Annotated in this window: 11 protein-coding genes and 4 pseudogenes; 10 read left to right on the top strand and 5 right to left on the bottom strand. The window is 59.4% G+C overall.

The annotated features are described in order from the left end of the window. Positions 1–1505 precede the first annotated feature (1505 nt). Complete coding sequence (locus IVA81_RS01535) at positions 1506–1733, top strand: plasmid stabilization protein (RefSeq protein WP_247311339.1); 228 nt, start codon at positions 1506–1508, stop codon at positions 1731–1733. Then, a pseudogene (locus IVA81_RS01530) lies at positions 1730–1888 on the top strand (PIN domain-containing protein); the annotation flags it as partial. The gene IVA81_RS01535 and the pseudogene IVA81_RS01530, both read left to right, overlap by 4 nt. A gap of 349 nt (positions 1889–2237) precedes the next feature. Here IVA81_RS01530 and IVA81_RS40595 read toward each other — a convergent pair. After that, the gene (locus IVA81_RS40595) at positions 2238–3677 is read right to left on the bottom strand and encodes a Fic family protein (RefSeq protein WP_247311216.1); all 1440 of its coding nucleotides are present in this window, start codon (positions 3675–3677) and stop codon (positions 2238–2240) included. A 516-nt stretch (positions 3678–4193) separates the two neighbouring features. Here IVA81_RS40595 and IVA81_RS01520 point away from each other — a divergent pair. From IVA81_RS01520 to IVA81_RS40590, 5 genes and pseudogenes are all read left to right on the top strand, one after another. Then, entirely contained in the window at positions 4194–4622 is a 429-nt protein-coding gene (locus IVA81_RS01520; protein ID WP_247311211.1) for a hypothetical protein, read from the top strand. Next, positions 4579–5469 carry a HipA domain-containing protein gene (locus tag IVA81_RS01515; RefSeq protein WP_346659360.1) on the top strand — a complete coding sequence of 297 codons (891 nt, stop codon included), beginning with the start codon at positions 4579–4581 and terminating at the stop codon, positions 5467–5469. Before IVA81_RS01520 ends, IVA81_RS01515 begins: the two co-directional genes overlap by 44 nt. 11 nt (positions 5470–5480) lie before the next feature. After that, entirely contained in the window at positions 5481–5795 is a 315-nt protein-coding gene (locus tag IVA81_RS01510) for a helix-turn-helix transcriptional regulator (protein ID WP_247311205.1), read from the top strand. A gap of 2 nt (positions 5796–5797) precedes the next feature. Next, positions 5798–5938: pseudogene (locus IVA81_RS01505) on the top strand (dihydrodipicolinate synthase family protein); the annotation flags it as partial. A 43-nt stretch (positions 5939–5981) separates the two neighbouring features. After that, a pseudogene (locus tag IVA81_RS40590) lies at positions 5982–6296 on the top strand (hypothetical protein); the annotation flags it as partial. Here IVA81_RS40590 and IVA81_RS01500 read toward each other — a convergent pair. The 4 genes from IVA81_RS01500 to IVA81_RS01485 form a co-directional block, all read right to left on the bottom strand. Further along, positions 6293–6532, bottom strand: coding sequence for a hypothetical protein (locus IVA81_RS01500; protein ID WP_247311203.1), 240 nt, complete (start codon positions 6530–6532; stop codon positions 6293–6295). The pseudogene IVA81_RS40590 and the gene IVA81_RS01500 overlap by 4 nt on opposite strands. Before the next feature lie 392 nt (positions 6533–6924). Further along, positions 6925–7503, bottom strand: coding sequence for an aminodeoxychorismate/anthranilate synthase component II (locus tag IVA81_RS01495; RefSeq protein ID WP_247311200.1), 579 nt, complete (start codon positions 7501–7503; stop codon positions 6925–6927). Then, a complete protein-coding gene (gene pabB, locus IVA81_RS01490; RefSeq protein WP_247311198.1) occupies positions 7500–8894 on the bottom strand; it encodes an aminodeoxychorismate synthase component I in 1395 nt (464 codons plus the stop codon). The genes IVA81_RS01495 and pabB overlap by 4 nt, the downstream gene beginning before the upstream one ends. A gap of 92 nt (positions 8895–8986) precedes the next feature. Beyond that, complete coding sequence (locus tag IVA81_RS01485) at positions 8987–9322, bottom strand: Dabb family protein (RefSeq protein WP_247311195.1); 336 nt, start codon at positions 9320–9322, stop codon at positions 8987–8989. A gap of 867 nt (positions 9323–10189) precedes the next feature. On the opposite strand from IVA81_RS01485, the pseudogene IVA81_RS01480 reads away from it, so the two are divergent. The 3 genes and pseudogenes from IVA81_RS01480 to panC all read left to right on the top strand — a co-directional run. After that, a pseudogene (locus IVA81_RS01480) lies at positions 10190–10414 on the top strand (DUF3551 domain-containing protein); the annotation flags it as partial. Positions 10415–11529: 1115 nt separating this feature from the next. Further along, positions 11530–12402 carry a 3-methyl-2-oxobutanoate hydroxymethyltransferase gene (gene panB / locus IVA81_RS01475; RefSeq protein ID WP_247311191.1) on the top strand — a complete coding sequence of 291 codons (873 nt, stop codon included), beginning with the start codon at positions 11530–11532 and terminating at the stop codon, positions 12400–12402. A gap of 14 nt (positions 12403–12416) precedes the next feature. Continuing rightward, positions 12417–13268, top strand: a complete 852-nt coding sequence (gene panC / locus IVA81_RS01470) for a pantoate--beta-alanine ligase (protein ID WP_247311188.1) — start codon at positions 12417–12419, stop codon at positions 13266–13268. Positions 13269–13705: the final 437 nt, after the last annotated feature.

Below are 13705 nucleotides of genomic sequence, written 5' to 3'. Positions count from 1 at the left end.
GCCTCAGCCAGTTACCGAAAACATCCAGGAGGGCTTCAAGGATGGGATAAGTCTTCTCTGTTGTCTTCATGCCCAATGCACTCCCAATTCTGGTGTGATGCTTTCTTATTGAAGCCGGCCGGGGGCCGCAGTTGCGCCAGCGCAATGTCCTTTGCGCGGACGTAGCTGGTCCGCCGCAATTGCAGTATTTCTCCCCCTGGCGTCCGCCGTAGAGCGCATCCAACCCAAAATCTCGGCCAGCGCCGTTGCCAGACCTTACCTCGATCTCCTACCCGGAGGCCCATCCTTCCTCTTGATCGGCGACGTACGCGAGCTCCTGCCGCAACGGCCCGCTCGCCCGGCCGCATCTCGAGGAAGCGAAAGCCGGCAGCCCGAGCACGAAAGACCTGGAGGGCCTTGTCGAACGCTTCGTCGTAGGAATCGATCCCACGACCGTGTGCATGAGTTCGTCAGTACGTAGGCGCGAACGAGGCTCCTCAACATAGTGAGGGCGTTCTCGGCGGCTTCGCCGAACAGCCCGTAATTCGGCTAGGACGCCGATTATCAGCGTATGCAGGTTTTCACGAGCGTCGCGCCACTCGGAACAATCACGGCCGCGCTCCGGAAAGGCGCGGCGGATAGAGCCGGCCTCTCGAGCGCAGGAGCGTAGTGCGTGAGCGACCAAGTCCAGCGCGTCTTCGACGATTTTTTACGCGAGCCTTCTGCGGCCGGCAGAAATTCCCGGTAGCCGTTGACGGCAAGGAAGCGGCGCATCTCGGCGAACGTTTCGCGCGGTCGCCTGTGCAGATCTCGATTTCCTGGGCAAGATCTTTCGCCAGCTCCTGGTCCCAGGTGCTCGAGAGCATTTCTTTCACGGAATGGTCGCGAGAGTTTTGTGGCAGTCATCGTCCTCAACCTCCGAATGGTTATGCGTCGTGAACAGCACCACCGCGATGCCGACCACAGCACGGTCGCGGATATCGTCGCGACGGTGGACAGGACGCTCATTGCCCTGAGAACGCCCGTTAGGCCCTCCTAGACCAATGGATAAACGCCACTGCAAAAAGGATCCTCCAATTCAAAGTAGACCAGCATTTGGGGGTTCGTACTCCAACTGGTGGATCCAGTCCGGCCCTGAACCGCCGGGCAGAGCTCGCCATACACATAACATTCGACTAGGCGTCGGGCCGCGATTATGCGAGTCTTGCAGCATTTCGAGGCGTGTCGGAACCGGAGGGACCCGATGTGCAGATTGTTAACTGCGTGTCTCTTTCGGCGTGGTTGGAATTGGGACGGGTAAAGTCCTGGGACACTCAAAGTGGCATGCGCCAGTGAAAGTACGCTCCACGACTGGACCGCGGGTGAGCGTGTAGTCGTTTGCGAAGCGGCTGGACCGCGTCTGAGCGGCAAGCAAGGAGTCGTTCTCGGGTTCGGTGCTACGCGCAGCAGGCTTCGCGTGTTGCTCGACGGTTCCAGAGGGCCGATCACGTTGCACATCACCTTCGTGGACCCGGTCGTGCAGCACGATCGCGCTTGAGAATAGTGCTGCCTACAAGGGGAAAGTCCGCGCGGCGCAGCACAATCGCAGCGCGGAAGCGGAAATGCGCGCCATTCTGGAGGCCGCCGTGCGTCCCGAGGGCCGGCTGCGGCTCGGCACCGCCCTTTCGAAGATGAGCCGGAAGATCGGCCTCACCAATGCCGTTGTCGAGGCACTTGAACATGGCCGCGACGCGCGTCCCGTGCGCTTCGAATGATCCTGCTCGATACCAATGTGGTCTCCGAGGCGATGAAGCCAGAACTGCATCCATCGGTCCGTGACTGGCTCGACGCCCAGGCGGCCGAGACGCTGTTTTTCTCCAGCGTCACCATCGCCGAACTGTTGTTCGGCATCCGCGCGCTGCGGCGCGGGTCGGGAGAAAGAAAGCCCTTGGTCAGCACCTCGACCTTGCGGCCGAGAACGGCCTACCACCGTCCGTTCTGAGGCTGACAGAGGAATGGCGTGCTGCTGCTGCTGCTGCTGGACATCGGCATGCTGATGCCGCCGAGGATGATGATCGGGATCACGCCGATCGCGATCGATGCTGGTCAGCTTGATCGCTGATCATCATCATGCTGGTCATCCCGATCATGATCGCGCGCGCTCCGAGGTTAGCCCACGGGCGCCGGTCACGTCGGCATCTCGCCGTGCGATGGCTCGCAACGTGCGCGCGCGATTTGGTGACACTGGGCTTTTTGCCGGGCCTAGTCCGGCGCGATCCTCAACCGAGGTCCGCCAGTGCTTGGACTTCTCCCGGAAGGCTCTGCCGGGGAGGAGGCGGTTCACGACGACAACAGTCTGCCAGGAATGCGGCGAAGGGACCGACATCACCTTGTACGCTCGCGCTCTCGAGTGCCCGCATGTATTCGTCGCATCTGCCGACGGGAATGATTGTCCAAGGCAGTCCTCCCGATGCCATCATGACATTCATGAGGAAGCGGCCCGTTCGGCCGTTGCCGTCTGGAAGAGGGTGTATGAAGGTGAATATGAAGTGTCCGAGCACGGCTCTCACGCGCGGATCCTTCTCCTCCTTCAGGCAATCAAGAAAAGCCTCCATGGCGTCAGGCACCGATTCCCAAGCGACCGGTGTGTGTCCCGAGTTCCTGATGAAAACGAAGTGAGTTCGATAACCGGCGAGGTTTTCGGGCTTGATGATGCCGGCTTGAACTGAGGGCTGAAAGAGGGCCCGGTACCAGTCGAGGTGCTCCCGATCGGCGATCTCGGCGGCGTCCTCGCCGTTGAGCACGCGGGCCACCGCGCCACGGACCAGCTGGAACGCATCCCAGTAGCCCTTCGCGGCCATTGCATCCCTTTGTTTGCGATCTCCATCGCTGCCGTTGACCTTCTCGATCAGTTCCTCCGTGACCGAGTAGCCTTCAATAGAAAGCGAGTGGTACGCGTCCGAGGTGTACCGTTCGTCGATCGCGGCCAGATATACGTCATGATCGTTGATACGCCGCGGCTCAAGCTTGAAATTTGCTAACACCTTTTCGCGCATCTCCGCCCACATGAGACGGATTCGCGTCATGATTGGTCGCGTGGCCCGGCTTGGAAGCTGCATCGGTACCGGCGCCTTGAATGGATCGGCATCTTCCCTGACATCGTGCCCGCCCGCCGTCATCGCGGTGACGATATCGTCGGCGGCCCGCGTGTTACCCAGCAGTCGGTACGCCCCGGCGATGCGCCCCGCCGCGGCCGCATGTCCGCCTTCCAGGAGGACTTTTAGGATTGCGCTGGCATTCCTCTGCGAACCGAGCAGGGCGATGACGTCGTTCTTCTGCGTCTGCCAGAAAGCTGGCGCGGCAGCGCAGATCGCCTGCGGCGCCGGAAAGGTCTGGACCCCGGCGGTCTCGACCGGGGTCATCGTCAGTTTGGTCGCCTTGTACAGATAGAGGGAGGTGCCATGGAGGAGGGGCTGGGTTTGGTTATTGGCGGTCGGTGCCGCGATCACGACCTGCTTCGGAACGTTAAGATTTTCTGCAAGTAGCGGGATTGAGCTTTCTGCCGAGAGGACCCAGTCACTCTTGAAGCGGTCGTTGCAGTAGGCGCGGCAAAACTCCCAGAACGACGAGTACCAGGACGTGCTGTCGCCCGATCGCTCCTCGGGTCGCGTCATCAGCACCCATCCTTTGATGATCTCCTTCAGGAACCCGGCCTCCACCAGCCGTTCGCGGTGGGTGCGCGAAAGTTCGGCGCTCCGGAAGATTCGTCGCTTTCCGCCGTTGCTGAGGGTCTTCAGCTCAGTGACGGACTAGGCGAGTTTTTCGTGGAGGGACGGCATGTTCCAGCTCGCGAGGTTCCGATAGTTTGATGTCGTGCGAATACAATAATATAATGCTGTTCTACATCAATAGTATTATGCTGAGCGTGAACGGTAGCCGCGACGCTTCAATTGATCCTGTTCGCCACCTTCAGTGCCGGCTGCCGGGTGGGCCATGTCAGAAGCCAAGCGGGGAAGCGCATCTTGCCCGTCCCCCTGCATGACTTCTAAAAATCTTTGGCACTATTTCAATCATGCCACTCTAAGGGTATGTTTAGGGCGCTTCTGGCTTTTATAAACTCATTAAATTGGGTTGATATCTCGCTGAAGTTAAGTTATGCCGCCCATAAAATGGGTTGATCGCATGGACCCACGATCCAAATCTACATCGACAGGGAATGGCACGACGCGGCGATCGTGAGCCTCGCCCACGAGGATCGCGGCTACAAATCGCCTTCCAGGACCGGATACGAAATCGAGTATTTCGGGGAGTTTGGAGCCATTCCACTGACCGAAGATAGGCCGGTGCGGGACCTTCGTGCCTACTCGGTGGTTGCTCCGATCGATCTCGACGACCGGTCCGCGGACACTTGGCCTGCCTTCCTTCTGGACTTGATTCCGCAAGGCCGGCAGGCGAAGCGGATCGCCGAATTCCTGAAGATTCCTCCTGACGCTCCGTCCTCTCAAATCGAACTTCTCAAGAGGTCGGCCGGATCTCCGGTGGGCAATCTGCGCATCAAGGAAGCTAACGCGCTCGAGGCCGAACGCGTCCGCAAGATGCGAAAGGTAGGCGTGACGATGGATGCAATCCTTTCGCGCGATCCCTACCTTCCTGGAAGTGGCTGACCACTTTTCGATGCTCACCTCCGGATCCAACGGTCTTCAGGGCGACTGGCCGAAAGTGGCCATGACGCGTTCGGCGGACGGGCTCTGGTATCCGAACTCGATGGTCGAGGATGGGGACGCGCGGGAGTTCGTCATCGCGAAGCTCCTGCGAAGCAGCGAGGCCACCGACAAACGAATTCTCGAGGCGGAGGCCGGCTACTCGCAGGTCGCCAAGGAATTCGGACTGGACGTGCACGGGACCGACGTCTATGGCGACGGCGTCCTCGTGATTCCGCGTTTCGATCGCGAAGTCGGAAAGGACGGTCTCGTCCGGTTCGGGCAGGAAAGCCTCATCTCGGCACTCGGCATCGCGGAGTTCGGCGTGAGAGGCCGCCACGAAACGTACCTGCGATTGATACAGGACGTCTCCGCGGAGCCTTTTTTGGACACGGTCGAGTACATCTTGCGCGATATGTTGAATCTCGCGATGGGAAATCCAGACAATCATGGCCGCAACACCGCGCTGCGGAAGTTTCCGGACGGTACCGTGCGTCTTTCTCCGCTGTTCGACTTCGCGCCGATGAGGATCGATGCGGCCGCCATTCCCCGGGCGACCGTTTGGGAATGCATGAGGATGATCAACCGGGACACTAATCCCGATTGGCGCGAAGTCTGCGAGGCCGTCGCATCGTCGGCGGTCCCCGCGGAGGATCTGATGGAAGCGCTTGCCGCGAAGGAAGACGCGCTCCGCATGCTTCCTGCAATGGCGAAGCGAGCCGGCGTGCCGGATTCGGTGATCGAGCATGTCATCGTCAAGCACGAAGAGATGGCGGATGGCGCGGCGGCGCTGAAGAACGTTCCCACTTAGGGGTGAAACATATGTCCAGATGGCGCAAACCGACTAGAGACGAGATACGTGAACGCCGAGCCGCGGTCGCCGCGAAGGCGCGGTCCGGCGAATTGAGGCTGCCACACGCGGTGGCGGAGATGCGCCACGCGCTCGGGCTAACGCAGCCGGAGTTCGCGAAAATGTTCATGCTGACCATACGGCAGGTGGCCGACATCGAACGCGGCCAAGCCAACCCGACGTCGCAAACGCTTCAGAAGATCGGTCGTGCATTCGGATTTCAGATCGGCTTCGTTCCGACGAAGAGCGTCGCTCCGAAGGTCGTCGAGAGGGATGAGGAACCTTAGGAGTTTTCGATTTCTATCAGCGCGTCTCCGACAAGATCGCAATTCCGATCATGGTGCAGGATGCGCCGGTCAGCGGAACGCAGATGTCCGCGGCGTTCCTAGCCCGGATGGCTAAAGAGATTGAGAACCTCGCCTACTTTAAGACGCCTTTTCGCTGCTGCGAAGCTGCGAGACAATCGGCTGGGTCAGACCGGCAATGGCGAGACAGATCGCCTGCTCGAAGGCGCCCGCCGGCGCATTCTGTCGCCCAAGCTGGAGGATCGCCAGGACGCGCTGGAAAAGCTGTGGGACTCTTTCGAGCGGCTGAAGACGCTCGAGTTGGGCGCCAACAAGCGGGTTCAGGCCGACGCGCTGCTGGACCGCGTCGCCCCGCCCGGATCAGGATTTCGGCAAGCGTTGGCGCGCGAGGTGGCCGAACTGACGACTGTCGGCAACAGCTTTCGCATCCGCCATTCGGAAACGACCCAGGAAGCTCTCACCTCGTCCGACCAGATCGACTACTCGCGGTGCGGCGCCAGCGAGCCGCCATGCCGAATGAGCTCGGCGAGCAGGTCGGCCTTGCTCCAGCGTCCGTCGCGCGCGCCCTTGATCCGTTCACGGACGACCTCCCGCAGGTCACGCAGGCAGTCGCCGTGTTTGGATTGCGGAACGTGACCGTGGTTCGACAGGAGAGCAGCCAGCCGGGCGGCGAGCAGCTCCTCGGTCAGCGCCTCAAAGGGTGGACCGGCGACAGCCACCGGGACGGTCCTGGTTTTCGACGGTCACGCCTAGGGGTGGTGGGCCATGGTCGCGCCTGGAACGCAACCAGATCAAAATCGAGGCCCATCGGGCCGGATCCTGACGGCCGCGCCGGCGTTGAAAGCCAGGCGCCATGGCCAGGGCGTTGCGGCGGGCCGGCGCAATTGAAATCCTTTTGATATTGAGGCCAAGGATTCGTTTGGCGGCTGGCTGAAGGGCTTTGAAGATGGCACCGTCCGCTGGTACAGTTCGGCCGAACCTCGGCGCCGAGCCGGGCCACAGACGCCGCAAACGAACCGCGGCTCGATGTCCGACAGCCGCATGTCGTCTCGTCGGGCCAGCGATCGACCGGAAGCGCCACGCTATGGCTGCACCAGTCCTCTACGCCGCCTTAAGAAAGCTCTGCAAGCCGTAGGAAGTTTGCGAACAGTACGTCCCCTTGTGGGGTGAGTATCGACTCCGGATGGAACTGCACGCCATATGTTGGTTGATCGCGATGGGCGAGGGCCATGAGCTCCCCATCATCCGACAGTGCTGTCACCTTGAGGTGACGGGCAGATGACGGATCCAATTCGACGATAAGCGAATGGTAGCGCCCCACACAAAGTGGAGACGGTAGTTCTTTGAACAGCCCGCCGCCTTCATGTGTGACATACGAGGGCCGACCGTGCATAGGACGACGTGCGCGCGTTACGCGTGCGCCGAACACGGTCCCAATGCACTGGTGTCCAAGACAAATGCCGAGAATTGGCACCTGACCCGAAAGTTCACGAACGACGGCTGTCGATATTCCAGCCTCAATTGGAGTGCACGGACCGGGGGAGATGACAACCGCGCGGGGCCTGAGGTCAGCAAGTTCGCTCACATCCATCGCGTCGTTCCGGACCACACGTGTTGCTGCACCAAGCTTGCGAAAATATCGCGCAATGTTGAAGACGAAAGAGTCGTAGTTGTCGATAATGACAATCAAGATGCACCGGAGTCTTCAGCAATGAATGCGCGAAAAATGCGCTCTGCTTTTGCAAGGCTCTCCTCATATTCGGCGGTCGGATCGGACATTGCCGTTATCCCAGCACCTGCATGGAAGACGGCCTGGCCGTCGTCGATCGTTACGGTGCGAATGGCAATATTTACATCCATATGTCCATTGAATCCTATGTAGCCTATGGCCCCGCAATACACCTCTCGCGCCACACGCTCGATATCCAGGATAATTTCCATCGAGCGTACCTTGGGAGCTCCGGTAACTGAGCCGCCGGGAAAGCAGGCCCTAAGTAGGCCCACGGCATCCTCTCCGTATGCTAGCTCACCCGTAACGACGGACACGAGATGGTGCACCGAGGCATAGGACTCGAGATTGCATAAGGACGGGACGTGGACTGATTCAGGCGTGCAAACGCGCGAGAGATCATTGCGCAGGAGGTCGACGATCATGGTGTTCTCGGCGCGGTCTTTTTCCGAACCTACCAGCGTCTCAGCGCGACGCCGGTCTTCCTCGCAATCAGCAGAACGCGCCACCGTCCCCTTGATAGGTCGCGTTTCGACCTGTCGCCCGTCAAGCTTTAGGAAACGCTCGGGCGAACTCGATGCAATGGTGAGCTTGCCGTACCGAAGAAGGGCGGCAAAGGGAGCCGGATTCATTTTCCGCAGCTGACAATAGAAGGCTATCGGATCGAACGAGTTCGCCAGGCGAGCGCTGAAGCGCTGCGCAATGTTGACCTGGAAGGCGTCACCCGACAGAATGAGATCAATCACGCGCTGTACCGCCGCGATGTATCCCTGGCGACTGAAGTTTGAATGCCATGAGCCGGCCTGGCCTGGTGTAAAATCAGGAGGCGGGGCTGAGACTGTAACCAGCCCAACAAATTCTTCGGCTCTTTGGCGAGCTCTCTCACGCCGTCGAACCGGATCCTGCTCCGGCCACCCGGTAGAAAGGACCCAGCATCTATCATGGCGGTGATCGAAGCTTATCACGACGTCGTAAAGATGTAGGAGTGCCTGAGGCAAGCGATGCCCCCCGATGGTCGGCACCGGCAATCGCTCCAGCGTCCTGTTCAGCTCGTATCCAAAAAAGCCGGCGGCGCCGCCCTGGAATGCCGGGAGATCGGCGCGATGCATTTGCGGATAGTTGGCTAGCAGAGCGCGAAGTACCGCCCACGGATCGCCCACAATGGTCTCTCCGTTGCAAATACCTCTCCCGTCCGCGATTATATAAGTGCTGAAGGGATCGCACGTCACATACGAGTACTGCCCGCGCACCGCGTGTCTCGATGCGCTATCCAGGAACGTGAGGTGCCTCCGATGCGAGAGGCGTCGCATGGCTGTGACGGGCTCAATCCACTGCAGTTCCAATACATGCATTAGTCTGTCGCTCAGCGATACATGGCGATTGTAATCCCGCCCGGCGAAGGCGATGCTTATGGATACCCAATAACCCTTACGTGCCTGCCAGGTTAATTACGCCCGCGGGTAGGGCCTGCCAAACGTACTGGCTCCGCATTTGTTGACATGCTGTAATCGGCCGCGAGACGTAGCTCTCGGAGCGGTCTTACCTGCCGGATCGACTCCTGGTAAAGCTCGTGCGCTCTATAGGCTTCGAGTTCGACTTCGTCGTCGAATTCACCGTAGACGATCACGTCAATTTCATTGCCAAGCTGGTCACTCTTGCGGTTGCGAGCGACCTCAAGCCGGCGTGCGTGCGGGATTTTGGCGAGTACGGAAAGGCCGTCGACTATTTTGTCGACATGCGCCTTATCTTTTGCGGTGAAGAATACGATGTGTCGAATCATAGTTGACCGTCGGTAATCGCGAACATTGCGGTTTGACTTCGCCCAAAGCGACAGAGCCTCATCGCAAAGTCTGCAAGCCTCGGGCAGCCGTTCAGATGCCACTGCACGGTAGGCGCCCCGCACGATCGCGGTGGCGATTGTTTAGCTCGATGTTCTTCCTCCGCTATTACGCAAGGTAGACAATCTCTGAGACGAAATTCTGCATCGAAGTAAGGAACCGCCTGATGATCGGTCGCCAGGACAGCTTTCAGTAGATGCTTCCGTCGACGGTCATTAGCTTCGCGCGGATCTCGTGCATGAAATGGTCTCACTTGCAGGATCGGCGCATAAGAACTGCAGCAAAATGCGCTCCTTCGTTGAATACAGGCTGGGTCATAAAACAGAAGGGGGAAGGCCGCCACCCCCCCTGAAGCGTTGACATCGACGCGTGACTTCAAGGTTGAATCCGCTCTTCGGCTGATCACCGCAGAGAGATCGATCGTGAAACTCTTTCAATCGCGGAACGTGGCGATAGTCTCAGCTATACATGGTCGCCTGGGAGGAGCTTATCGTTTCGGCGCTGCTCGTCGCGAAGCAACGAAGAAAGGTAGCACCTGGTGCACATGGTTGCCTGCAGGCGCTTCCAGCGCGCAGCTGCATCGCGCCGGAAGGCTGCGCTCCCGGAAAGTCGCTGAAATGCTGCTCCGCCTTCGCCGAAGTGTTGGGAAAATGGCCGCCCCAGGTGTCGCGGTTCTGATCGAGCACTCTTAGACTGCCTTCACTTGAACCGCGTTGCTTGCGGGCGCGTGAGAGCCCAACGCGCTAGTACATCGGTGGATGCGATCGCCCAGGGAAGCGCGGCTGCCATTTGCTTGATCAACATCAATACATTGTCTGCAAGGACGTATCTGGGGGTATCCTGGCAACTGCCAGTTCTCGTCATTTAGTCAGTGTATGGCCACTGCATCGGGCACGGACGCCTATTGCGGTATTAGCGCGGCGGGTAGAACAATCGCGCTGACAACCAGTACAAGACGCCACGAAAAGACGCACAAGGGGAATGCGGGGTGTTGTTACGAAATCGTGTCTTCGACGAATAGTAGTGGTCTTTGAACGTGTGCAGCAGAAGCTGCTGACCCCGCAATGGGGGCCGCCGCTTAGATTGCGACCGCACTACTGCGCCTTAACCCCGCTTAGCCCTTTTTGCATCGCATGACTTGGCTGGCCGTGTCAAACCGTCGACTCTTCGATGGCCTGACGCTGGGTTGCCATGCCCAGGTCAGCGACGCCTCTAGGCGGCTCGCCTGACAAGTCTGTACGCACGGGTTATCCACACGCCATCGAATTAGCGGCGGCAGACGCACGTCTGCATAGCTTTCACGATCTGCTGCGCTGGAAAGCACTCCCATGCTTGCATTTGACGAAGGCGGGGCGGTCACTCCGAGCTCGTTTGAAGGATTTCATCGCGGAATCACGCCCAAACGCAATTTTCGGCCCACAGGCAGGGGTTCATCGCACTAATCGATCGCGATATGCCGCTACAACAGAGGGTGAGCGCGAGGCCTGTTTCGGGAGCTGGAAAATGCCAAGTATCCTTGAGAAGGGATTGGAGCAGGGCATTGTACGCAATTTCTATCAGCTCCGTATGGGGAAGTATGCCGGAGCGTTGATTCAGCGCAGCAGGTGTGAGCGGCAAGAAATCCTCTGGCTGCAGTTGAACTTGATGAGGCTCGGAAACGAACTCGCTCGGGTCGAGTATTGCCGCCGGGGCAGAGCAAGCCAGTCCGACATGCAAGAGATGCGGTTAAGACAACGCCGCACGCAAATTGCGTCAGAATAATCGCATTGGCGCGCCCTGAGGCCCAGCGTGACGCAGGGCGCTTCCAAATGACAATTTGGATCTGGGGGGTCTTGCTTGATGGTCGCGCGACCATTGGATTTTTTATGCGCGCGCCCGCTACTTTGGAGACGTATGTTTCTTTTTTCCTTTTCACGGTTGACAGTTTTCACTCGTCCGCCATAGGAAAAGGGTGGTCCCCCGGGGATGCGCGCAATACTCGACGGCTTCGGTCGCAAGAATCGGATTACCGTTCGCCTAGCTTATTCGGTGGCGCGGGAACCTCGGGAGGGCGGTGGCTTCAAAATCGTAGGCGAGACAGGTGAGATCAAATCCGTATCGCTTCGAGCTGCGAAATCGACCTGAGGCCACCTGACGGAACGGATCGAAAATGAGCCACGCTTCGGAAGTGTCAGTTGAGCGGATCACGATTCCAATCCTGCAGCGGTGGAAGCAGGAGCGGCGGCGTGTCGCCATGACCACCGCCTACGATGCGGTTACGGCAGGCATCGCTGATCCCATCGTCGACATCATTCTTGTCGGCGACAGTGTTGGCAATGTCTGCCTCGGATTCGACAACACGTTGCCAGTCAGCATGGCGATGATGAATCATCATCTCGAGGCTGTTGCGCGCACAAGGCCCCGTGCCCTGCTCGTGGCCGATATGCCGTTTCTTAGCTTTCACCTCAGTCCGGAGGAGACGATACGCAACGCCGGAGGGTTCCTGCAGCGAGGCGCAGATGCAGTGAAACTCGAGGGCGGGGCCAAGCGCGTGGAAATGGTGCGTGCCCTGGTCGATTGCGAAATTCCTGTCATGGGCCATCTCGGCCTCACCCCGCAGAGCGTCAATGTCATGGGTGGATTCAAGATGCAGGGCCGGAAAGCCGATGACGCTTTGCGGCTGCTTGATGACGCTCACCGTCTGCAGGAGGCCGGATGCTTCGCGTTGGTGCTTGAAGGCATTCCGGCCGAGCTAGCCCAGCGAGCGACCGAATCGCTGTCGATACCAACTATTGGAATCGGGGCGGGTCCCGGGTGCTCGGGCCAAGTGCTCGTATTCCATGACGTGCTGGGGCTGACCGAAGGTCATCGGCCCAAATTCGTTCGCGCCTATGCAGACGGTTTTCAGCTGTTGCAGGAGGCGCTGTCGCGCTGGGCTACCGATGTCCGCAGTGGAGCGTTCCCGGCGCCGCAAGAGTCCTATCGGCTTCCTGAAAGCCTGGGTAACATCATCGCAAACTGGGCTCCTCCCAACCCAACCTGATGTAAGGTGCCACGATGCAGACGATTACGACGGTCGCTGAGCTTCGTCGTGAGCTCGCGAAGGCTTGCAGCGCGGGCAAACGCGTCGGGCTCGTGCCGACAATGGGCTATTTGCACGATGGCCATCTCGCCCTGGTCAAGGCGAGCCGAGCGCAATGCGACGTCACCGTCGTTAGCATCTTCGTCAATCCGACTCAGTTCGGACCAAACGAGGATCTCAGCAGTTATCCTCGCGATTTCCTGCGCGATGAAAAATTGTGCCGCGATGCCGGTGTTGCGATTGTCTTCGCGCCGGGTGCACAGGAAGTCTACCCGGCTCAATTCGAGACCTTCGTCGAACCGGGCGAATTGGCGAACCCACTATGCGGGGCTTTCAGGCGTGGGCATTTTCGCGGCGTCGCAACCGTCGTATGCAAGCTGTTCAACATGGTACATCCGGACGTCGTGTTTTTCGGGCAAAAGGATTTTCAGCAATGCGCGGTCGTGCGTCGCATGGCAACTGATCTCAATCTTCCCATCGAGATCGTCACCGTGCCAACCGTTCGGGAACCGGACGGGCTCGCGATGAGCAGTCGCAATCGGTATCTCAGCGAGGAAGAACGTCGGCGAGCCGTTGCCATCAGTCGTGGGCTGTTCGCCGCGGCGGATGAGTTCCGCTCAGGAGTGCGCGAGGTGGACAAGCTGATTGCAATCGCCGAGCGGCATCTTGAGACAGTTGATCGGCTGCAATACCTTGAACTTGTCGATGGTGATACGCTCAAGCGCGCCGCGAGTCCGCTGCGGCTTCCGGCGGCGCTCTGTGTCGCAGCCTACGTCGGTTCGACCCGGCTGATCGACAACGTACTGCTCGCGTTGCCAACTCTGTAGCGCAATTCAGAACCAAATCGATAAACTGTGTTCTTTATCCGTTTCGGCGGTGTCGTCGGTGTAACCCTGGAAGTTCCGACGCGGCCACCCCTCGCGCTTCGCCGCGGCAAGATTTGTCGCCGGGGTAGGGCGAAGTGGTCGAAACTAATGCGCACGTAGCCCGCGTCGACCAGGGCTTCCGCAATCAATTCCGACTGAAGATGACGCACGCCTGTCTGGCGCAGGGCGTATTCGCCTATCTTGCACTGATGCTTCTTGAAGGAGGGAATATGCGCGTAACCGAACACCGACAAGCGATCCGGACGGAGTTCGATGCATTTGGCGACCGTGTCTAGCACTACAGTTGGTGCGCCGGGAGACCGGCAAGGAGTAGGTGGTGGAAGTCCACTACGATGAAGGAGTAGCGATCCACATCGGCCCCGAGCCGTGCGTAGGCA

Source organism: Bradyrhizobium sp. 141, from assembly GCF_023074055.1.
In the GTDB taxonomy this organism is placed as follows: domain Bacteria; phylum Pseudomonadota; class Alphaproteobacteria; order Rhizobiales; family Xanthobacteraceae; genus Bradyrhizobium.
The sequence above is the reverse complement of the archived record's forward strand: the minus strand, read 5'-3'. Positions and strand labels throughout refer to the sequence as shown.